The organism is Flavobacterium jumunjinense (assembly GCF_021650975.2).
Taxonomy (GTDB): Bacteria; Bacteroidota; Bacteroidia; order Flavobacteriales; family Flavobacteriaceae; genus Flavobacterium; species Flavobacterium jumunjinense.
The window spans coordinates 692,172-715,746 of the sequence record NZ_CP091285.1; the positions used below are offsets into that span (position 1 = coordinate 692,172).

Here is a 23,575-nt window from a genome sequence, read left to right on the forward strand (position 1 = left end):
TTTATACATCATCGCGCAATTCTTTACCTGTTAATGCTATAAAAACGTCTTCCAAGTTTCTAGCTTCTTGGGTAGATTTTATTAAACTATCTGGAGTCCCTTGAGCAAATATTTTCCCACGATCTACAATTGCTATATCAGTACAAAAATCTTGTGCTTCCTTTAAATGATGCGATGTATAAACAATAGTTGTTCCTTCATCATTAAGTTTCTTCAAATAACCTATGATTGCGTTCTTAGACTGCACATCTACACCAACTGTAGGTTCGTCTAAAAATAAAATTTTAGGATTGTGTAAAATTCCAGCAATAAGATTTACTCTTCGTTTCATTCCCCCAGAAAAAGTTTCAACTTTTTTATCGGCAAACTTCAATAAACCTAACAAGTCTAAACATTCAGATACCTTATTTTTCAAGTCTCTTCCTTTTAAACCGTACATACTTCCAAAATAAAGCAGATTTTCTCTTGCTGTTAAAGTTGCATATAATGCATATTCTTGAGGAACTACTCCTATTGTTTTTTTAATCTGAGTAGCATTATCAGAATACATCAAATTATTTATTGTAAAACTTCCAGAAGTAGGCTTCACTAATCCGCAAAGTATCGAAATAAGTGTAGTTTTTCCAGCTCCATTTGGCCCAAGTAACCCAAAAATTTGACTTTCATATATGGTCAAAGAAAAATCTGTCAAAGAAAAATTCTCTGCATCTTTATACTTTTTTGACAATGAAGCTATTTGGATAATTGGTTGCATTTAACTAATTGCTAATTTTAATTTTTTAAAAAAGACTTCTTCTTTATCTGCAATTGCTAAAAGTTCATTTGCAATCGTATTATAAGCATCATCTTGAGTACTTCTATTTTTATATATTCTTGAAGCATTAACAGCAAAATCTCTCCACATATCACCAATAGCAGTCATTTCTGTAGAAAGTTCATTTAATTTTTCATTCTTTAAAACAACAGAAGCCTCTTGTAAAAATGCAGCATAAATGAATCTAAATCCACCACCTCCTGTACCAATCTCTTCTTGCATTCTAACTACTTGAGCTAAATAATGATTTGCTTTTTTCGTTCCATGCTTAAGTGGCCATTTTTTTATTTTATTTGCTACAAAACGAATACCTCTAACGCCAATAATTGGCATAGGAGCAAGCATATCGCGACATGTATTCTTAATTCCTTTAACGATAGCACCTTTTAAGTCTATCACTTCTGGTAAATATACTGGATAATACATTTGACCACGAGGTGCAAAAGCTCCTTTAGCAAAACGAACTTTATTAAGTTCAGAATGTGTCAATGTAGTTACTGTTTCCATTACTGGGTCACTAATAAGATAATCCGTTTCTGTTTTTCCGTATACTACTAAATTATGAGCATTAAAATGAAAACGATATTCATCTGGAAAATAAGAAAGATTAAAAACACCAACCTGAAGTCCAGTTGGGATATTATTTTTTAAATTATCATCTAATGCTTTTGAAGCATTTGCTTCACTAGAAAATTTTACTCTTTTTACCTTAAGCCCTAAACGTTTTGCAAATTTATTAAAAATTGCACCTGGCATTGGCCTATAACTAATTGCTGGAGCATAATTTACTTTTAAAAAAGGCAAATAAACAAAAAACAAACCCGATCCAATACCGAAAACCATTGGCTCACTCACATTGAATCCGTTATGTTTTAACAAATTTGAAGCGACTCCATTTTCACAATGTGCTGATTGATGATGTGTAAAGTTCGTTTCCATTATTCTGATTTAAAATTTTTCAATTCCACAAGGGATATATTAAAAGCATTAGCATATTTATTCAAAATTGAATCGCTCAAAGCAGCAAAGTTCTTAGGCTTAAAATGTCTTTTCACACGCCATTTCCACATTTCAACATAACTTGAAAGAATACTAATATCCATTCTATTAAGTTCCATGAAATAATAAATAGGACTCATTTCACCATTTATAACTTGCGTTTTAGCTATTTCAATACGCTCATTTATTTCTTTTAAAGAGTTACTTAACGCAATAGTTTTGGGTTCCCAACCTGTACTTAATGTTGTAGTATAATTACCGTCTTTATCTGTCGCATAAATCAATTCCTTGATATTGCTTTTACACAAATCACTCTTATCTTGTGGTACTTCCTCTTCTTTCATTCAAATTAGGTTTTAAAAGTAAAGCTATTTTGTTTCCTGAATAAATAAATTTATTTCTCCTTCGAGAATCAAACGTTCTCCAAGGAAAGTTTCACATTTCATAGTACACAATGTGTAATCATCGGTTACAAAAGTGGAAACTAATGCTGCTCTGTTCTTTATTGTATCTCCAACTAGTACTAATGCATGAATTTTTAGGCTTTTTAAAGCACTAATAAACCCTACAACATTCACTTCTTCTTTGTCGCAATTATTTTCATCTACATAAAACCCCTTAGCCACTATAGAAGAGCAAGTCTGAGCTGCATTTTCAATCAAACCAGCCTCTACAAAAAAGCCGTTTTGAACAAAAATATTATCTTCTCTAATCTTAAAAATGGTTTCTACATATTCAGAATTCATTTCAATAATTTTATCTACCATCAACATCGGTTCTCGATGTGGTAGATAATCGTTCATATTTATAGAAACTTCCATTTATTTTGCTAAGACCGTTTTCATTTGACTTGTAGCTAATATTTCATCGTTAGATCTTGTGACAATATCTACTAATGTAATTCCTGCAAATTCTTGAAGAATCACCACTTCTGTTTGAATATTTTCATTCAAAATTGGCAATCTATTAATTTTCACTTCTTTAATCGAACCTATGTATCCCGTTGGAGCATCTTCCTTTCTTAAATAAAAAGCATATCCAGTATGTAGAGCAACAGACTGAGCCATATGTTCAATTAATCCTGGCTCTAAAAAGAAACCATCATTAAAAAATATATTATCGTTAGAAACTGTATATCCAGATACTAATGATGTTTCTGTAAAATTATACATCTTATCAACCATGACAAAAGGAAACTTTTGGGGCAATAATTGTTCAACTAATTCTTTTTCTAAAATTGTTTCCATTTTTTAATAAACAGTTAAGTATGCATATGCGAATGAAAACCTTCCACTTTCAGGTACTGAAAGCAAAATCTTTTCTCCTTTTTTTAATTTTCCAGAATTCATCAATTCATCTAAAGCAAGATAAATAGACGCTGACCCAACATTCCCCACTTTAGATAGATTCATAAACCATTTTTCAAAAGGTATATCTATTCCATTTTCAGACAATGATTTTTGTAATCCATCAACAAAGAAATTAGAAGAAACGTGTGGTAAAAAATAATCAATATCATCTGAAGAAATGTTATTTTTATCCATAGCATTTTTCATACTCTCTGCTCCCTTAACTAAAATATTTTTATCTAATACTTTAACATCTTGCTTAATTGAGAAGATAGAATCATTAAATAAAGCTTCAGTACTGTATTCACTCCATGGTTTAATTTCGCCATTTTCTAACTTATCTCCACCTGCATACATACATGCTTCTAATTCATGAGCGTAAGAATAAGCCTCCATCCACTCCATTTTCAATGAAATTGATCCTCTTGGACTATTTTCCAATAAAAACGCACCAGCACCATCAGACAACATCCAACGAAGAAAATCCTTTTTAAAAGCTATAATTGGTTGTTCTTCTAGACGCTTAAGATTTGTTATTTCTTGTTCATATTTATTCGACTTCATCCAAGTAGAAACTTTTTCTGAACCTGTACAAACTGCATTCTTAGTATTACCCGATTTTACCGAAAGGTAACCGAATTTTAAAGAATTCATTCCTGCACAGCATACTCCTGACGAAGAGTTCAACTCTACAGACTGGTTTTTTAGTAAACCATGAACCATTGCTGCATGTGAAGGTAAAAAAACATCTGGTGTTGATGTCCCGCAAGATAATAGTTCCATGTCCTTAGACGTGAAATCTTCATCAAACAGACTTGCAACAGCATTTCTTGTTAGTTCTGCATTATTATGCGTACTATTTCCTTCTTTATCAATCGCGTAATAACGACTTATAATTTTATTATTTCTTAAAATTATCCTTCTTGCTTTTGATGCTGTATCATTAATAAACCCCAAAAAACCTTCCATTTCTTCATTAGAAACGGCTTCATTTGGTAAATACTTCCCGGTTTTTGTAATATATACTTCAAACATAATTCAATTAAATCTGCTAAACTCCTTGATAATACTGTTTTTCTTTTTGTATTTTATTCCTTTTTAAAGGATATGTAAAAACGTGCAAGATATACACAATTGGTGAGATTAACCAAATTGCAAGCCATAAATAAACATTAAATATTTTTAGCCAAAATCTCCTATTTTCTTTCTTTTTATCTATAAGAGTAGACCATTTGCTAAATATTTTATTTGCAGTTTTATCTACCTTAACTAAATAAGAACTTATCTTTACAGCTCCCTGTGCTACTAATTCTGGTTGTAAAGTAGTATAATCGCTATTAATTACTGCTTTAAGTATAGACGTTCCAAACTTAGAAGACTCATTAATATCTTTGTCTGAAACACCAGGCATTGGGAAAACACCCAAATACTTTTTCTTAACACCTGAGAACATCCATTCAACAATTGTTACAACACTTATTAAATTCCCAACTCTATCAACAAGAGCAATATTTCCTTTTAAAATTGCGTTATTCTGTTTCAAAAGTACTTTCACTTTCTCTTGTGCCATAACCCACATATTCCTTGATCCACTTATAGTTATAACTGGAGTATCTTTCAATACTCTTTCCGCTTCAGGACTCTTTAAAAAAGAATTAATTGGAATTGAAGGTGACAAATACCAAACTTGATAATGAAACAAAACTAAATCATATTTTTTATTTAAAATTTCATTAGAAATTGGTTCAATATTAGCAGGTTTTTGCAAAAATGATTCTGGAAAAGCATCAAAAAAAGCATCTTTATTCCACGGAAAAGGAAACTCTTTTTCCATTTTTATCTCATACCAATCAATATTTACTTCTTTCGAATTCAACATTGGCTTGGTTATATTCTCTGCAATTGACTTCAACTGTCCTGATTGAGAATAATATATAATTAGAATGTTCTTCATTTTTTTATTACTGGGATACTAATTTAATAAAAAACATTTTAAGATTTTTTAATCTCTTTAAAAGTTCTCACTTTATCTGATCTTTTTACATGAACCCATTCTGGCCATGTAGAAGCGTCCTCTGCATCATAAATTCTTATTTTTTGATTTGCATCATCAATAATCAAATCCTCTTTCTCGCAATTTAAAATTAATGCTGCTGTAGAAACTCCTGAATGTGTTGCTCCTGCAACTCCATGCGAAAGCGTACTAGCTCCACAAAGATATAAATTCTCTATTTCTGTTTTGTTTTTAAAAGAAAAAGGACCTACTTGATTTAGAGTTTTCTCGGTTCCATAAACATTTCCGTTTGTTGAATTAACGTAAAACTCATTCGTTTTTGGCGTTCCTAATTCAGCTTGAACAATATGCTTTTTTGCATTTGGAATGATTTTTTCCATATTATTCATAAACTTATTAATTACTTTTTCTTTGAATATTTTATACTCATCAGTTTGATACTCAATTTCGTTCTTGAAATCAGGTAATTTATCATAATCAATATAGGTTACTACTTCAAAATTATGATACCTACCATTAAAACTAACTGGATCTTTTATTGTTGTACAACTAATAAACAATGCTGGAAACTCATCCCCTTCCTCAACACCACCTTTAGTCAATTCTTCAAATTGGGAATCCATATCATCATCCTTCATCATCCAAATATTCCCAGAATCTATCCCAAATTGAGTCACATCGATATCTAATGTCAAAAACAATATCAAAGAGGTAACCGAATATTTAGTTTTACTGATTTTTTTCTGAAGACCTTTACTCAGGTGTTCTTTACCTATTAAGTCTAAATAGGTAATTGAAGGATCTGCATTTGATATTATATTTTTTGCAAATAGTTTTTCACCATTCTCCAATTCAACACCCAATGCTTTTTTATTCTCAATAATTATCTTTTTAACACTTTGTTTAACTCTAATTTCACCACCATGTCTTTTAACTCCGTTTGTCATTGCCTTAACAAGTCCTCCACCTCCTCCCATTGGATAGAAGCCTCCATCAAAATAATGACTCATAACAGAACAATGAACAGGAAAACAAGCCCTACTTGGCGGAAGACCATGATCTCCACATTGAATATTTAAAATCGTCTTTAATAATGGATCTTTTATATGCCAACCTATTACTTTCTTTAACGGAAACAAAGCAAATTTTCCAAAATGTTTCGTTCTGAAAGGAACAGTAATTTTTTGCCACCAACCTCTTAATTTCGGCATTAATTGAAGTTCATAACTCACTTTTTCAACTAATGAAACATATTCCTTTATATTCTTCTCTTCTTTAGGAAATTGAGCTATAAGTGTAGATTTAAGATTTTCTACACCTGCGGGTAAATCATAATTTTGATTATTTATCAAACAATGCTCATAGGCTTTTTCATTCATTCGAAAAAAAACCATATCATTTGCTATCCCTAATCCTTTATAAAGTTCACTTGTAGATTGCCCTTCATCAATTAGTCCTACATAATGCACACCCGGACTAAAGCGTTGTCCATTTAATGTAAAACTATGACTCCAACCGCCTGGAACATAATGTTGTTCTAAAACCAAAACTTTTTGACCTGCTCTAGCTAAACAAATAGCAGTTGCTAATCCACCTACACCAGAACCAATAATAATAGCATCAAATTCTTCCATACTTTATAAAAATCTACTAAAATACAAAAGAATATATCTAGTATTTATGTTTTATCACTTATTAAATTCGTCCCAAAAATCAAAATAATTAAACCACTGCAAAGGATACTTTTTAACCATACCCTCTACACTTTCACAATATGCCTTTAACAATGCCTTTTCATCTCTATGCTTTGCTTTAGATTCTCTTGTATAAAGATGATAATGTAGATTTGGTTCTTTCATTACATATACAAAAACCACAGGCACTCTTAATCTCGAAGCGATAAGAAAAGGACCCGCAGGAAATTTAGCACCCTGTCCTAATAGTTTTTCGGTCATTGATTTTACTCCTTCAAAATATCTATCTCCAGTAAAACAAACCAATTCATTTCTAGCCAAAGCAGCATTTATATCAAATATATGAGATAAATCGTCAGATATAATAATAAATTTAATCGTTGGTTTTTGAGTTATACTTTCAAGATATTTTTTAATAGCAGAATGTTCTAAATCTGTAGTAACTAGGTTTATTTGAAAATTTACATCAATTTCACTAAAAAAATGCTCTGCAATTTCAAAATTCCCCATATGAGCACTAATTAGCACCCCCCCTTTTTTCTCCTCTAATAATTTAACAATAATTTCACCTCCATCATGTTCATAAGTAAACTTATTTTTCATTCCGGCTCCAATTGCAATTTTATCAATTATTGTTTGTCCAAAAGTATAATAACTTTTGAAAACCATTATTTTAGATTTTAAAAACGAAAATCCGCATCTTTTATTAAAATAATAGAATATAGCTTTATTACTTGATTTAAGAAAAATGAAGTAATAAGTAGCTACAAAATATAAAATAAAATATGCAGATTTAACTCCTAATTTTTTTATGCAAAAAACGAAGATTTTATAACCTAGAACAGTTCCTTTTGATTTACCATCCCATTTACTCATTAAACAGTCTTAAGCTTAATTTTGTTTTCAATTAAATCATAAAAATTCTGAAAAGTAGAAATACCAACAAAATCAACTTCGACTAACTTAACACCGAAAATTGACTCAATAGAAACCACTAAATCTACATAATCTAAACTATCTAAACCTAATGTATCTTTTAAAATAGCGTCTGGTTGAACATCTTCTACTTCTACCTCAAATTCATCAACTAAGAACTCTTTAATTTTATCTATTATTTCTGTTTTATTCATCATCTCTTTTATACTTTTTTACTACTAATGCTGAGTTTGTTCCTCCAAACCCAAAAGAATTCGACAAAAATATGTCAAATTTTTTATTTAATGTAGATTTAACAAGATTTAATTTTGCTGAATCCTCATCTGGATTTTCGATATTAATATTAGGTGCAATAAAATCATTTTGCATCATCAATATCGAATAAATTACCTCACTTGCACCTGCCATCCAACACTCATGCCCCGTCATCGATTTAGTCGAACTAACGTAAGGATTATTTTTACCAAAAACCTCAAAAATAGCTTTTGCTTCATTTGCATCTCCAACAGGAGTTGAAGTTGCATGTGCATTAATATACTCAATTTGTTCCGGACTTAAACCTGCTTCTTCTAACGCTCTTTGCATAGCAATAGCTGGCCCTTCCATATTTGGAGTTGAAATATGACCTCCATTTGATGAAAACCCATACCCAACAACTTCTGCAACAATATTAGCTCCTCTTTTTACAGCAGATTCGTAACTCTCTAAAATTAATGTTGCGCCACCACCACTTGGTACCAAACCATCTCTCGCAGCGTCAAAAGGTCTTGATGATTTACTTGGCTCTTCTTCGCGGTTAGAGAAAACACCTAAGCCATCAAAACTACTCATTGCATATTTATTAATTTCCTGTGCACCACCACAAATAATCATATCTTGAAATCCATTCTTGATTAAGAAATAACTCAATCCAATTGCATGTGAACCACTTGCGCAAGCTGCACTAATTGTTAAATTGACACCTCTTAATCTAAAAATTGTTGAAAGATTCATTGTTACTGTTGAATTCATAGACTTAAAAATAGCCCCTGATCCAATTAATGAAGTATCTTTTTTCTCTCTAATAATATCTGTTGCTTCAATGATTGCTTTAGAAACACTATCGTTTCCATACATAATACCAACTTCATTATCATCAAAAAAAGCATCTTCTATATTAGCATTCTTCAAGGCTTCGATAGTCGCTAAGTAAGCATACTCACTTTCCTCTCCCATGCTAATTCTTTGCCTACGAGACAATAAGTTTTTTAAATCCGGTTTAGGCACCATACCTGTCAAAGAAGATTTAAATCCGAATTCTTTTCTTTCTTCATCAATCTGTATCCCTGATTTCCCTTGGTATAATGACTCTTTAACTTCGTCTAAAGATGTACCTATGCATGAGTAAATACCCATACCAGTTATAACAACTCTTCTACTCATTATATAAAAGTAATTTTATGAATAAATTCCTCCGTTTATATTAATAATTTCTCCAGTAATATAGCTCGCTTTCTTTGACACTAAAAAAGAAACCAAATCCGCAACCTCTTCCGCTTCTCCGAAACGATTCATAGGCACTAACTTAATCAATTCTTTCTCGTCTAATTGACTTGTCATATCTGTTTTAATAAACCCAGGTGCTACAGCATTTACTGTAATATTTCTTTTAGCAACTTCTTGTGCTAATGCTTTTGTTGCAGCAACTATTGCTCCTTTAGCAGCAGAATAATTTGTTTGTCCTGCTGTTCCTTTTAATCCTGAAACAGAAACCATATTAACAATCCTACCATACTTGTTACGCAACATCTTCTGAATAAAAAAGTTAGTTACATTAAAGAATCCGTTTAAACTTGTATTTACAACACTTGTCCAATCTTCATTACTCATCCACATAAACAAACCGTCCTTAGTAATCCCAGCATTATTTACTATTGCTTCCACAATAGCATCTGGATTTGCCTCTTGCCAAGTTGTTAAAACAGATTTTACTTCTTCATAATTAGCAACATCGAATTGAATAATTTCACCAGTCGCACCATTTTTCACAATCTCTTCCAGAGTCTTTTCAGCTGCAACTTTATTTGATTGATAATTAATTAAAATATGGTAATTAGACTCTAACGCTAATTTTTTACAAATTTCGCTACCAATTCCTCTTGAACCACCTGTTACTAATACACACTTCATATTAAAAATTATATATTTTATTTATTTTAAAAAAGGTTCAGCGTTATCAAACCATTGTCCGCCAATTGCGTTTCCTTCTTTATTTATAAAGCCCCATTTTTTATCTTTTTTCACTCTTGCAAGTCCATCTATAAAACCTTTATCTTGATTTTTAAAAATGGACAACATTCCTCCTGCTGAAATTTCATAGAGATTTGGTATAACTAATTTACCTGTAAGATCTATAAAACCCCACTTTTCATTCTTCACTGGTGCTAATCCATCATTACTAAAAACTTCTGCATCATCATAAACAGGCTCAACAACCATTTTTCCACTTTTATTGATATAACCCCATTTTTTATCAACAAATACTGGTGCCATATTGTTTGAAAAAGCTTTCACTTTATCATATTTTGGTTCAATTACCCATTCTCCTTTCAAATCTATAAAACCTATTTTTTTATCTTTTCTTGCATAGGTTAAATCCTGAGATGAAAAATCCCAGATTTTATCTACTCCTTCAATAACTTTAAAGTTACCTGCAATAATTAGACCAAAAGACTCTCCACTTCTCGCCCATACAATTTCTTTATGATAATCACCAATTTCGTTATATTCGGTTTTAACAACAATCTTTCCTGTTTTGTCAATTATACCCCACATTCCGTTATTCCTTACTCTTGCAAAATCACCTTCAAAGGATTTAATAACATCATAACTAGGTTCAACAACGACTTTAAGATGAGCATCAATTAATCCGACTTTCTTTTCTTTTCTTATAAACGCAATACCGTTTTCAAAATCGTAAATCTTATCCGAATCTGGAGACTTTAACTCTTCTCCCTTTTTATCTATATAGAACCATCTTTTATCTTTTGCAACTACACAAATACCGCTGTCGAAATATTTTACATCATCGAAAGTTGCAGGAATAACGATTTCACCTTTAGTATTGATAAAACCCCATTTCTTATTCTCTTCAAAAGCAGCTAAACCATTAGAAAAGTTTTTTGCAACTTTAAACTTTGGTTCGATTGCAAAATTTCCTGATTTTAAGATATAACCAAATTTGCCATCAATTTTGACTAACGCTAATTCTTGAGCATTTACAAATTGCATCAAAAACAACAATATAAACAAATACTTCTTCATGTTATTGATATTTTATACAATTATAAGCATATTTTATACAATTATACAGCTATTTATATAAAAATACAATTTACCAACAATTATACATTATTATAATATAAACTAATAACACCCTACTTAGGTAATTATTTATTCATCAAATAAGCCTTCACATTCTGAACAAAAGGATACATAACTTGATCATCTTTAAATTCAGCAATTATAGCTCTAACATCATCATATATCTTTCTAGTTACTGATGAAATTTGATCTTTTTGTTCTAAATAATCAATAGCTTGAACAATTGTAATAAGCTCAATACTCAATACTTCAAAAGCATTTTCAATAACTTTAGAAGTAATTACTGCAGAATTAGTACCCATACTAACAATATCTTGGTTATCATTATTATTTGGTATACTATGAACATACATAGGATTAGACAACATCTGACTCTCTGCAGTTGTTGATGTAGCAGTAAATTGCACACCTTGCATCCCAAAATTAAATCCTAACTTACCTAAATTCACAAATGGAGGAAGAATTTCATTAATTTTAGAATTCATCAAGTAATTTAATTGTCGTTCTGCTAACATTGTCAATTTAGTAATAACTATTTTCAGTTTATCCATTTCTAACGAAATGTAGTCACCATGAAAATTACCACCATGATATACATGTTTATTTTTAACGTCTATAATTGGATTATCGTTCGCAGAATTAAACTCGTCTTCTAAGACTGTTGAAACATTATTTATTGTTTCCAAAACAGGTCCTAAAATTTGCGGAACGCATCGTATTGAATAATATTCCTGAACTTTTTCTTTAAAAACACTTTCGTTGTTTGAACCAGAATATAAATGTTCTTCACGCTTTCTTACTAAAGCACTATCAGAAAGATTATCTCTCATTCTTTTAGCCACTTCTTGTTGTCCTTTATGCCTTTTTGCTCCATTAAGTTCTTCCGACAAATGATCATCGTATGCTTTTACTAACTCGTTAATTGCACATGAACATTTAATAGACCAATCTAATAATTTATTTGCATTATGAACATTAACAACGCCAATACCTGTCATTACAGAAGTACCATTCATTAATGCTAATCCTTCTCTAATTTCAACTTGAATTGGTTTTAAGTTTTCTATTTCGAAAACTTCTTTTGTCAATTTACGTTCCCCTTTATAAAAAACTTCTCCTTCACCAATTAACACCAATGCTAAATGTGCCAATTGAACAAGATCTCCACTAGCACCAACACCACCATGTTCGAAGATCAACGGTGTAATGTCACGATTAATTAACTCTTTCATTAGGTGAATCACAGAAGGATGAACACCTGAACACCCTAAAGAAAGTGTATTTAATCTAGCTAAAATTGCGGACTTCACAAATAAAGGACTTAAAGGTTTCCCTACTCCTGAAGAGTGACTTCTTATTAAGTTATATTGTAATTGATTTCTATCTTCGTCTTTTATTCTATATTGAGCCATTGGTCCAAAACCAGTATTGACCCCATAAATAATTTTGTTTTCTGAGAAATCTTTCAAGAAATTAAAACTCTCATTAACTTTATTCAAAACAACTTCGCTAATTTCTATTTTATCAGTTCCGAATATTATTGATTCAAATTCTTTTAAACTTAAAAATTCATTAATTGTATTCATTCTAATTTGTATTGTTTACACAATAAATTAAAAAATAATTTTTATTTAGAATATATTGTGGTTAATTTGACGGATGCAAATGTAGTATAATATCATTTATTAAATGTACATTAAATCCTCTTTTTAAAAAGAATTTACTTTTTTATGCAAAAACTACATTTTCAGCCACTTGCAAACAATGGCGAAACAATATTATAACAAAATAAAAAATAATGAAAGATTTTGGTTCCGACAAAAAGAATGTCGTTCAAGCAAATTTAGACGCACAAAAGATTGCTTTTGCCCCAATTATGTTTCAAGCTGCAAAATCTTTACGCAATTTAGGGATTTTAAAATACTTATTTGACAATAACAGAGGAAGTATCGAAACCATTTCAGAAGCTTTAGATTTATCTATTTATGGTGTAAAAGTTTTACTTGAAGCAGGATTAAGCTTAGAAATGGTGTATTTGAAAGACAACGAATTCATTTTAACAAAAACTGGTTATTTCATTTTAAGAGACAAAATGACCAATATCAATATGGATTTTACTCAAGATGTAAATTATCTTGCAATAAATCATCTTGAAGAAGCCATTGTGAGTGGAAAGCCTTCTGGCTTAAAAGAATTAGGAGATTGGGACACTGTCTATATTGGACTATCTGAATTACCCGAAAAAACAAAGAAAAGCTGGTTTGATTTTGATCATTTTTATTCAGATTACACTTTCCCAGAAATAATGCCTATTTTATTTGGCAATAATCCTAAATCCTTTTTGGATGTAGGTGGTAATACTGGAAAATTCTCTATGCAATGTGCAAAATACAATCCTACTGTAAATATTACAATTTTAGATTTACCTGGTCAAGCCAATGTTGCAAGAAAAAACATAGCTGAAGCTGGATTTGAAGATAGAATTTCCGCAATTGACACTAATCTATTAGACAACTCTATCCCTTTTCCGAAAGGAAATGACATTATTTGGATGAGTCAATTTATAGATTGTTTCTCTCTTGAAGAAATTTATGGACTTTTTAGAAGAGCCTATGAGGCAATGAATGATGACACATGTTTTTACATTTTAGAAACATTCTGGGATTTACAAAAATTTCAAGCATCTACATACAGTCTACATGCTACTTCGCTTTATTTCACAGCAGTTGCCAATGGAAATAGCCAAATGTTCCATTCAGAAGATATTCTAAAAGTAATTGAAAAAGCAGGATTAGTCGTTGACGAAATTCATGAAATCATAGGAATGAGTCATACACTCATTAAATGTAAAAAAAGAGCTGTATAAACATATCTTCTTTTCACTATTAAGTACCTAGATTATATTTTAAAGTTTATTTTTGCTCCAAAATAAACTTTTACCCGTTACAAAAAAATTAAATTAAATAAGAAATGTTACAAGAATTCGTAGATGTTTTAATTATTGGAGCAGGTCCATCTGGATGTGTATCTGCTTCTTTTCTTCATAAAAATGGTATAAAAGTGAAAGTAGTTGAGAAAACTAAATTCCCAAGACTTGTTGTTGGAGAGAGTCTAATTCCTCGTGTTATGGACCACTTTGAAGAAGCTGAATTATTCGATTCGTTAAACGCTATGAATTTTGAAAAAAAACTTGGTGCTCGCTTTATCAGAAACGAAGAAGTTTGTGTCTTTGATTTTAGTAAGAAACATGGTGATGGTTGGAATTGGACATGGCAAGTACCTAGAGCTGATTTCGACAATACAATGGCCCAAGAAATAATCAAAAAAGGTATTGACTTAGAATTTGAGTCTGAAGTAACAGCAATATCGTTTAATGGTAAAAAATCGATCACAATTGTAAAAGAGAGTAATGGAAGTTTAAAAGAAGTACATGCTAATTTTGTCATTGACTCAAGCGGATATGGTAGAGTTTTGCCAAGACTTTTAGACCTTGACACTCCTTCACAATTAGCGCCACATTCTGCAATTTTTACTCACGTAGAAGACATTAATAGACCCGAAGGAGAAGAAGGCACTTTAATATCATTCGACATACTTGAAACAGAGGTTTGGCTTTGGGTTATACCATTTTCTAACGGAAAAACAAGCTTAGGAGTTGTTGGACCGACTGAATTTATAAACAATCTTTCAAAGGACAACAATACCACCGAAGCTTTAAACAAAGCAATTAGCAGGTCTGATCATTACATAAAAAGATTTGGTAATGTTCCTTTTAGCTTCGAACCTATAAAACTTGAAAACTATTCTCGCTCTGTAAAACAAATGTATGGAGATGGGTTTGCGTTAACTGGAAATAGCTCGGAATTTCTTGACCCTGTTTTTTCATCTGGTGTTGCTTTTGCAACTGAGTCTGGAATACTAGCTGCTAAATTATATTTAAAAGAATCGCAAGGAACAACGGTAGATTGGGAATCTGAATTTACAGGATATATGAAAAACGGAATTAATGTATTCTCTACCTATGTAAAAGAATGGTATACTGGAAATTTACAAACTTTATTTTTTCATCAACCAGAGAACCCTGAAGTTAAAGAAAAAATATGCGCCGTTTTAGCTGGATATGTTTGGGATCAAACCAATCCGTTTGTTAAAAAACACAATAACATTGTAAAAAACATGGCATATGTTATTAACATGGAAAAAGCATTACAACAAAATAAAGAAGCCTAGATATCTAGGCTTCTTTTACAATCTCTTCAATTGCATAACTATATTTTTCGCTAATTTCTCATAAGCTCCCGCAATCCTATTACCTTGATCGTAAGTTAACTCTTTAGAGATACCTATAACCTTATTGTATTCAATTTGAAAAAGTATATTTTCTGGTTTTTGAGTTTCAAAAAAAGTTAATACCGCACTAATTTTAGCAGGTTCAACAGCTGCAAGAGTATACCCTGGGTAAATCCAAATAGTTTTAACACTTATAGTAAACTGCAGTGTTTCGTTTTTTTCTACTTTCATTTCTCCATTTTTAAATCTTTCATTAAAATAAGAAATAAAACTTGGCTCATATTTATTTACCCTATCTAAATACCAATCTTCTTTAAATTTTTCTGCCTTACTTTCCTCATTACTTCTTTTATCCATCTTTTCAGCCAAGTACTCTTCTTCAGATTCATATCCATGAACCACTAAATCAGAATAATCGAATGTGATGTTATATTCTGAAATTTCTTTTAAATTCTTCAAATCACCCGACAAAACTTTAAACCTTTGAGAAAAGGTAATCATTGAGCTAAACAATAAAAAAACCAATATTATTCTTTTCATTTTAAATTAAATTAAATTAAAAAAACCCTAGCGAACTAGGGTTTTACTTATAACTTTTATAAAGCTATTATTACATTTTTTTCAAAGCTTTAGCTATGTTTACAGCTAATGTTTTACCTGTTTTTGCATAACCTTCTGCAATACGATCTTCATTACTAAAAGAACCTCCAAAAACATCACCAGGTGCGTTTTCACTTGTCATTTCTAAAACTACATTCTCTCTATTTGCAGTTTCAACAAATTTCAAAACTGTAGATACTTTTGCACCTTTTTTAGAAACCATAACATTATAACCAGGATAAACCCATACTAAGTCAACTATCAAAGTATATTTTGCATCTGTTAGTCCTTCTTGAAAATCAATTTCTCTCTTTTGCTTAACCAAAACCACATTTATTAATTCAATAAATTTTGGTTCAAAAGCATTATCTCTACTAGAATACCATTTTTTCGCCCAAGTATCTCCTTTTCCTTTTGATTTTTCGTTTAACTCACTACTTCTTTCTTTAACGTACTCTTCGTCAGTAAGATTTTCTTTCATTACTTTCAAATTATCGTAAACAAACTCAACATTAACTGCAGTTTGTCCTTTAAGAAAACCATAATCTCCTTTTACTACTTTAACTTTCTGAGCTGACATTGCAATAGATACAAACATCAAAACGAATAACACTTTTTTCATATTTATTATATTTAATTTAATACTGGCAAATATATTAATTTAGATTCGCTTTTTTTAAAATATTTAACGAAATAAAAATCTTACAAATTCAACTTAAAAACACAATGTAATTTAAACACTATTTTCAAGCTAAAAACCCATTACATTACCCTAATTAGCAAGTTAAAACATCAAATAATCAAATTATTTTATATTCATTCTACAATTCTCTAAATAACAATCGTTAATCTTAATTCGACAATCCAAAACTTTAATTTATATTTGCAAATTATATGGTTACTTATTGAATAAATTTGACATTTAAAACTAGCGCTTTACTATAGCATTTAGGTTTTACAGTCCAAAAAATAACGAAGAAAAAGTAACAACCTAACAAGAAAACTAGAATGAAGAAAATTAGAAACTTTTGTATTATAGCTCACATTGACCATGGTAAAAGTACTTTAGCAGACCGATTACTTGCTGCTACACAAACTGTAACAGCTCGTGAAGAAAAAGCACAATTACTAGACAATATGGATCTTGAACGTGAACGTGGAATAACAATCAAGAGTCATGCAATCCAAATGAATTACAATCACAATGGGGAAGATTATATTTTAAATTTGATTGATACACCTGGTCACGTAGATTTTTCATACGAAGTTTCTCGTTCTATTGCTGCTTGTGAAGGTGCACTTTTAATAGTTGATGCTGCACAAAGTATCCAAGCACAAACAATTTCTAATTTATATTTAGCTTTAGAAAATGACTTGGAAATTATTCCGGTTTTGAATAAAGTAGATTTACCAAGTGCTAATCCAGAAGAAGTTAGTGATGATATTATTGATTTATTAGGTTGTAAATTAGAAGACATTATTCATGCGTCTGGAAAAACAGGTTTTGGTGTAGATAAAATTTTGGAAGCTATTATTGAAAAAGTACCTGCTCCAAAAGGAAATGTTGACGAACCTCTACAAGCCTTGATTTTTGATTCACACTACAATCCTTTTAGAGGTATTGAAGTAATTTTCCGTGTTAAAAATGGTGAAATAAAGAAAGGTCAGAAAATTAAATTCATGGCTACTGGTAATGAATATTTTGCTGATGAAGTAGGAACCTTAAAACTAAACCAAGTCCCTAAAAATGTAATATCTACAGGAGATGTAGGCTATTTAATTTCTGGAATCAAAGAAGCAAAAGAAGTAAAAGTTGGTGATACCCTTACTGATGCAAAAACGCCAACAACTAATATGATTACTGGTTTTGAAGATGTAAAACCAATGGTATTTGCTGGTATTTACCCCGTAGATACTGAAGATTTTGAAGACTTACGTGCTTCAATGGAAAAACTACAACTAAACGATGCTTCTTTAGTATTTACTGCTGAAAGTTCTGCTGCATTAGGTTTCGGTTTCCGATGTGGATTCTTAGGAATGCTACACATGGAAATTATCCAAGAACGTTTAGAACGTGAGTTTGACATGACTGTAATTACTACGGTTCCTAACGTTTCGTATCATGCTTATACAAAAAAAGAGCCTGATACTATTTTAATTGTAAACAACCCTACCGACTTACCTGAGCCATCAAAATTAGATCGTGTAGAAGAACCATATATAAAAGCAACAATTATTACAAAATCTGATTTTGTGGGTAATGTAATGAGTTTATGTATTGAAAAGCGTGGAGTTATAACAAATCAAACCTATTTAACTACGGAACGTGTTGAATTAAATTTCGACATGCCATTAGCTGAAATAGTCTTTGATTTCTACGATAGATTAAAAACAGTTTCAAAAGGATATGCTTCATTTGATTATTCACCTATTGGAATGCGCGAATCTAAATTAGTAAAATTAGATGTCTTATTAAATGCGCAATCTGTAGATGCACTTTCTGCATTAATTCACGAAAGTAACGCTTACTACATTGGTAAAAAAATGTGTGAAAAGTTAAAAGAATTAATTCCAAGACAACAATTTGACATTCCTATTCAAGCTGCGATTGGAGCAAAAGTTATTGCTCGTGAAACTATTAAAGCGTTGAGAAAAGATGTAACTGCAAAATGTTATGGTGGAGATATTTCTCGTAAACGTAAATTATTAGAAAAACAGAAAAAAGGTAAAAAACGTATGCGTCAAGTAGGAAATGTTGAAATTCCTCAAGAAGCGTTTATGGCGGTATTAAAACTGAACGATTAATAAAAAGAATAGATAGAAAAAAGAGAAACCCGATAACTTTCATTATCGGGTTTCTCTTTTTTTATTGTGTCTAGAAATTCAAAAGACTCTTTTTCAAGTTATAAATCGATACGATTATCATTGGAATTCACATCAATTAATTTATTGAGTGGATCAATTCCTACTTGACTTGGAACTTCATCTACTATCACTGTTATTTTATTATTTATTTCCGTTATTTTATGCTTTTTCAAATAGAGTTCTTTATCCGTTTTCTTTCCGTTTTTTTCAACTTTAGAAAACACTCCTACATCTATATAATCAGCTAAAGGATATGATTCCGTTTCGTATTTATCATCTTTACCCTTATGTTTTAATGTCTTCCCTGATTTATCTTTATAAACTCTTTCTCCTAAATCATCCGCCTTATATTTTACTACTTCTAGTTCCATATCAACTTGATACTTCCCGTTAGGCAATTTTTTATACGTTGCGCTTTTTACACGATTTTCATACAAGGTAATCGTTTCAAACATATCATTAATTACATATTGTAGTGAATCTGGTGTTACATCTCTTAACTCTTTAACCATCTCTAATGAGTTTGTATAAGGTGCTTCTTGGAAAGCAACTTTACTTACATATTTCTTCAATGCATTATTCATGTTCTTTTCTCCAATATAATCACTCAAAGCATACAAAACCATAGATCCTTTGTAATAATGAATATACTGTTGATTTTCATTATACATTAAAGGTTTTTCTTTTTTATTCTCAAAACTTCTTCCTGTTAAATAAGTATCTAAAGACTCTTTAAGGAATTTTCTCATTTGCGATTTTCCATATTCTTTTTCTAGAACCATTAGAGAACTATATTCCGACAAACTCTCCGATAACAATGTTGCTCCTTGAACATTAGCTCCTATAACTTGATGTGCCCACCATTGATGTGCAACTTCATGTGCTGTTACAGAAAAAGGGTAATCTACTGATTTCTCATCTTCATCATCTACCGCAGCAATGAAACCGATACTTTCTGAAAAAGGAATTGTATTTGCAAACGATTGTGCAAACCCTCCTCCTGTTCTTGGAAATTCAATAATTCGAACTTGTTTATGTTGGTACGGACTGAAATTTTCTGTGTAATAATCTAACGACTTTTTTACTCCTTTAATCATTCTGTCCAAATTATACTCATGCCCTTTATGGTAATAGATTTCAATATTAACATCGTTCCATTTGTCTTTTTTAACTTCATATTTAGCAGACTGAAAAGCATAGAAATTTAGCATCTTCTTATCCATCTTATAATGAAAAAAGTTTCTCCCATCTTTCTCCCATTTCTTTGTCAAATATCCTGGAGCAATTGCTGTTTGATCATTAGATGTACTAATTGTTGTTTCAAATGTAATCCAATCTGAGTCTGAACTAATATAGGTGTTTTTTCTAGCAATTGAATCGGTAGGACTTGCCATTCGTTCTTTTGGTTTCAAACCATATTTCTCTCTTATTTCGTCATCTGAAATCTCTCCTCCATCGGAATATCCAATAGAAGGAAACGCTCCGTTATTTATAAAAGTACCATTATTTATTATAGGTGAATTATCTTTAAATAAAGTATTTGGCTTGTTTTTAATTGCAAATGTCATTGTTATAGAATCACCTGCTAATAGTGGTTTGTCTAATTTGTAAATATCAAAATTAAAAACTGTATCCTTTGACACCACTTTATAAGCTACATTAAAATCAATTTTCGCTTCTTCTGATCGATTTATAAAAATTGTATCTATTGCACTATTTGTTTTGTTTTTTAAAACATAAGTACCATTTACATTATAATTTCTTTCATCTGGAAAAATATCCAAATCGATTTTTACATCTGTAATTCTTGGTTGCAATCTGTTTTCATACTTTTTATACTTCTTCTCCCATTCAACTCTTTCTTTTTCAGCATCATTTGAAGATTTATAAGTATTTACTATATTGTCTTGATAATATATCGTACTTCCTAATGCAATAAAACCAAGAAAAGATAATGTTAAAGGAATTGCGGTTCTTTTATTCAATCTTGAAAACGCTTCTTTTATTCTTTCTTTTGCTGGTTTTCCCATTCCTCTTTTAAAGAACAATAACCCTAGGAAGAAAAAAACAATACCTAGCAACAACCAATATAATTTATATACAAAATACAATCCTAAAGTGTGTCCATAACCATTCATATCAGAATAACGATAACCAGTATCACTATTAAATTGAAAAACATCTTGTTCTATTCCCATTACTGATAAATAATTCAATCCAATAGACAGCATCAGTAATACAAAAAAACCAAGTAAATAATTTTTGAATAATGACTGAATGACAATAGCTAAAAATGCCCAAATAACATAATGAATCAAACTAATCGTATATAATTCTTTTAAATAGTGTCCAATTTCGAAATTAAAATACCCTTTATACATTTGAAAGAGTATTCCTGAAATCATTATTACCGCCAATAAAACTATTTGCATTTTAACAATTGCGATGAATTTAGACAACAACAAAACCCAATTTGGTGTTGGTGTTACATCAACTAAATGATTCATTCTTGTAGTTGCTCCTCTATGAATCAACAAGCCTGTAAATAGAAAAGTAAGCATATTAATGAACAAACCAAAAATATTTCCTGGTACTGCTAGCATTTGCCAAGTAGTTGGATATGTTTCGGTACCATAGAATTCTCCCGATGATACTGCCATTAATAAAATAAAAATCATTCCTACTAATAGAATACTAATAAAAATCCAGTTTTTAACAATGAATTTAAAATCTACTTTAGCTAAACTCCAAGTGGTTTTTAATTTTTGTAGTATTGAATAATCATAGGTTACTTTAGTTAGATTAATCTTAGTGATTCCACCAAAATTATTCTTCACCATTCTATCACTACTCTTACTTTTTCTAAATGTTAATGCGTTTTGAGTAAAAGAGAAGTATTTATAAATAAATCCTAAAATAAGTACAGAAATGGAAAGCCATAGAATACGATTATAGATTAAGACTCCTTTAAAAGGGAGTACGTTATTATTTTTTTCAAAAACGGTCCAATATTTAGTATAATACTTCAAAGCATCACTTCCAAAAGGTTCGAATAATGCTACCAAAAACTTATTGTCTACATTTTGTGTAAAATTACTTACTATCTCCTGTAGAAAAAACAATATTAATACTGTAATGAATCCAATTGAAATGTTTCTAAAGATAGTAACTACCGCAAAAACAATTACTCCATAAGTAAACAAGTTTGGGATAATAAAAATCAAATAAGTTTGTATATATGCTGTAAAGCTATGTTCGCCTAATAAATTTGGGTTTACTCCTGGCAAGAAAGAAGCCAAAAAAGCAGCTATTCCAATAAAAACAGTAATAAGTATAACTATTGAAAAAGAGCTTAAGAACTTCCCCATTAAATAATCCCACTTCCTAAAAGGATAGGAAAATAAAATAGAATGCATATTATATTTAAAATCACGATATACAGATGCTCCTACAATTGAAGGCAGTAAGAAGTAAATAAATACCGAAAGACTGTTCAACATTTGATTAATAGCTATTGGAGAGTTTGCCAATGCTCTTGAAGAAGTTGTTGATGAAAAACTATCAAAAATTCCTAAGCTACTTCCCATTATCAATAATGAAATCACAAAAAAGATAGCTATGTATATGTATAAAAGTGGACTTTTCAGCCATCTTTTAATTTCGAAAGTAAAAATTGTTTTAAACATAATTAATTATCGTTTTTTAGAGTCACAAAATATACATCTTCTAAAACAGGAGTAGCTTTAGAAAAGGTTTCATTCGGTTGTTCATTACTAAACACTCTTATGTTTAATGTATTATCTTCATTATAGTTTGATGAAATTACAGAGAAGTCTTTTTCATACTTTTCTAATTCTTGTCTATCTACAATCTTTGTCCAAATTTGCCCTTCTAACTTTTGAGTTGCTTCTTTTGGAGTACCTTTACTCAGTATTTTACCTCCATTTAAAATTGCCATTTCATTACATAATTCTTTAACATCCTCTACAATATGTGTAGAAAAGATAACTGTATTATTAGTTCCTATTTCTCTCAATACATTTAGAAAACGATTCCTTTCGGCAGGATCTAAACCAGCAGTAGGTTCATCAACAATAATTAACTTTGGATTGTTAAGCAACAATTGAGCAATTCCAAAACGTTGTTTCATTCCTCCAGAGTAACCATTCACATGTTTCTTTCTTACTTCATATAAATTAGTTACTTCTAAAACTTCTTTTACAATAGTTTCTCGTTCTTTCTTTGAAGCAATTCCTTTCAAACGCGCAAAATAGTCTAATAAATCTTCTGCTGACATACTTGGATATACTCCAAATTCTTGAGGTAAATAGCCTAATATTTTTCTTAATTCAATTTGATCTTTTAGTATATCAATTCCATCAAACTCTATAGTTCCTGAATCTGGTTGTTGAAGCGTAGCTATTGTTCTCATCAAACTTGATTTCCCTGCTCCATTAGGTCCTAATAAACCAAACATTCCAGCACCAATTTCTAAATTTAAGCCATCAAGTGCTTTAACCCCATTACCGTAAGTCTTACTTAAGTTATTTATCTTTAGCTTCATAATCTACTATTTGTTTATTTTTTTAATATACTTTTGCCGTCCATTTTATGCATTATGCATTACAAACCGTTCTTTATTTTAATTCTA

General features: G+C 30.5%; 21 protein-coding genes. 3 read left to right on the top strand and 18 right to left on the bottom strand.

The genetic code is table 11. From position 1 onward, the window contains the following. Window position 1: 1 nt before the first annotated feature. The 14 genes from L2Z92_RS03385 to L2Z92_RS03450 form a co-directional block, all read right to left on the bottom strand. A complete protein-coding gene (locus tag L2Z92_RS03385; protein WP_236457442.1) occupies window positions 2-754 on the bottom strand; it encodes an ABC transporter ATP-binding protein in 753 nt (250 codons plus the stop codon). Further along, the gene (locus L2Z92_RS03390; RefSeq protein ID WP_236457443.1) at window positions 755-1,753 is read right to left on the bottom strand and encodes a BtrH N-terminal domain-containing protein; all 999 of its coding nucleotides are present in this window, start codon (window positions 1,751-1,753) and stop codon (window positions 755-757) included. Beyond that, entirely contained in the window at window positions 1,753-2,157 is a 405-nt protein-coding gene (locus tag L2Z92_RS03395; RefSeq protein ID WP_236457444.1) for a hypothetical protein, read from the bottom strand. The genes L2Z92_RS03390 and L2Z92_RS03395 overlap by 1 nt, the downstream gene beginning before the upstream one ends. 24 nt (window positions 2,158-2,181) lie before the next feature. Further along, window positions 2,182-2,616 (bottom strand): ABC transporter permease, encoded by a 435-nt coding sequence (locus tag L2Z92_RS03400; RefSeq protein WP_236457445.1) that lies wholly within the window; start codon window positions 2,614-2,616, stop codon window positions 2,182-2,184. An 18-nt stretch (window positions 2,617-2,634) separates the two neighbouring features. Then, window positions 2,635-3,060: a hypothetical protein gene (locus L2Z92_RS03405; protein ID WP_236457446.1), complete on the bottom strand. Its 426-nt coding sequence runs from the start codon at window positions 3,058-3,060 to the stop codon at window positions 2,635-2,637. A gap of 3 nt (window positions 3,061-3,063) precedes the next feature. Further along, entirely contained in the window at window positions 3,064-4,197 is a 1,134-nt protein-coding gene (locus tag L2Z92_RS03410) for a beta-ketoacyl-ACP synthase III (RefSeq protein WP_236457447.1), read from the bottom strand. Window positions 4,198-4,213: 16 nt separating this feature from the next. Next, the gene (locus tag L2Z92_RS03415; protein WP_236457448.1) at window positions 4,214-5,116 is read right to left on the bottom strand and encodes an NADPH-dependent FMN reductase family protein; all 903 of its coding nucleotides are present in this window, start codon (window positions 5,114-5,116) and stop codon (window positions 4,214-4,216) included. Between the two features lie 38 nt (window positions 5,117-5,154). Continuing rightward, window positions 5,155-6,810 (bottom strand): phytoene desaturase family protein, encoded by a 1,656-nt coding sequence (locus tag L2Z92_RS03420; protein ID WP_236457449.1) that lies wholly within the window; start codon window positions 6,808-6,810, stop codon window positions 5,155-5,157. A gap of 54 nt (window positions 6,811-6,864) precedes the next feature. Continuing rightward, window positions 6,865-7,746, bottom strand: a complete 882-nt coding sequence (locus tag L2Z92_RS03425) for an LpxL/LpxP family acyltransferase (RefSeq protein WP_236457450.1) — start codon at window positions 7,744-7,746, stop codon at window positions 6,865-6,867. Beyond that, window positions 7,746-8,000, bottom strand: coding sequence for an acyl carrier protein (locus L2Z92_RS03430; RefSeq protein WP_236458902.1), 255 nt, complete (start codon window positions 7,998-8,000; stop codon window positions 7,746-7,748). The genes L2Z92_RS03425 and L2Z92_RS03430 overlap by 1 nt, the downstream gene beginning before the upstream one ends. Then, window positions 7,993-9,228 (bottom strand): beta-ketoacyl-[acyl-carrier-protein] synthase family protein, encoded by a 1,236-nt coding sequence (locus L2Z92_RS03435; protein WP_236457451.1) that lies wholly within the window; start codon window positions 9,226-9,228, stop codon window positions 7,993-7,995. Before L2Z92_RS03435 ends, L2Z92_RS03430 begins: the two co-directional genes overlap by 8 nt. A 15-nt stretch (window positions 9,229-9,243) precedes the next feature. Next, entirely contained in the window at window positions 9,244-9,975 is a 732-nt protein-coding gene (fabG, locus tag L2Z92_RS03440) for a 3-oxoacyl-ACP reductase FabG (protein WP_236457452.1), read from the bottom strand. 21 nt (window positions 9,976-9,996) lie between these two features. Then, window positions 9,997-11,109: a WG repeat-containing protein gene (locus L2Z92_RS03445; RefSeq protein ID WP_236457453.1), complete on the bottom strand. Its 1,113-nt coding sequence runs from the start codon at window positions 11,107-11,109 to the stop codon at window positions 9,997-9,999. Window positions 11,110-11,234: 125 nt separating this feature from the next. Next, the gene (locus L2Z92_RS03450; protein ID WP_236457454.1) at window positions 11,235-12,755 is read right to left on the bottom strand and encodes an HAL/PAL/TAL family ammonia-lyase; all 1,521 of its coding nucleotides are present in this window, start codon (window positions 12,753-12,755) and stop codon (window positions 11,235-11,237) included. A 212-nt stretch (window positions 12,756-12,967) separates the two neighbouring features. Between L2Z92_RS03450 and L2Z92_RS03455 the strand changes: the two genes are divergently transcribed. Further along, window positions 12,968-14,035, top strand: a complete 1,068-nt coding sequence (locus L2Z92_RS03455; RefSeq protein WP_236457455.1) for a methyltransferase — start codon at window positions 12,968-12,970, stop codon at window positions 14,033-14,035. Window positions 14,036-14,139: 104 nt separating this feature from the next. After that, entirely contained in the window at window positions 14,140-15,399 is a 1,260-nt protein-coding gene (locus tag L2Z92_RS03460) for an NAD(P)/FAD-dependent oxidoreductase (protein WP_236457456.1), read from the top strand. Window positions 15,400-15,414: 15 nt separating this feature from the next. Here the strand turns inward: L2Z92_RS03460 and L2Z92_RS03465 are convergent, their stop codons facing one another. Beyond that, a complete protein-coding gene (locus L2Z92_RS03465; RefSeq protein ID WP_236457457.1) occupies window positions 15,415-15,999 on the bottom strand; it encodes a hypothetical protein in 585 nt (194 codons plus the stop codon). A gap of 70 nt (window positions 16,000-16,069) precedes the next feature. Then, complete coding sequence (locus L2Z92_RS03470; protein WP_236457458.1) at window positions 16,070-16,681, bottom strand: hypothetical protein; 612 nt, start codon at window positions 16,679-16,681, stop codon at window positions 16,070-16,072. Between the two features lie 386 nt (window positions 16,682-17,067). On the opposite strand from L2Z92_RS03470, the gene lepA reads away from it, so the two are divergent. Then, complete coding sequence (gene lepA / locus L2Z92_RS03475) at window positions 17,068-18,864, top strand: translation elongation factor 4 (RefSeq protein ID WP_236457459.1); 1,797 nt, start codon at window positions 17,068-17,070, stop codon at window positions 18,862-18,864. 98 nt (window positions 18,865-18,962) lie between these two features. Here lepA and L2Z92_RS03480 read toward each other — a convergent pair whose 3' ends face one another. After that, window positions 18,963-22,610 (bottom strand): ABC transporter permease/M1 family aminopeptidase, encoded by a 3,648-nt coding sequence (locus L2Z92_RS03480; RefSeq protein ID WP_236457460.1) that lies wholly within the window; start codon window positions 22,608-22,610, stop codon window positions 18,963-18,965. A gap of 2 nt (window positions 22,611-22,612) precedes the next feature. After that, entirely contained in the window at window positions 22,613-23,488 is an 876-nt protein-coding gene (locus L2Z92_RS03485) for an ABC transporter ATP-binding protein (RefSeq protein WP_236457461.1), read from the bottom strand. Between the last annotated feature and the right edge of the window lie 87 nt (window positions 23,489-23,575).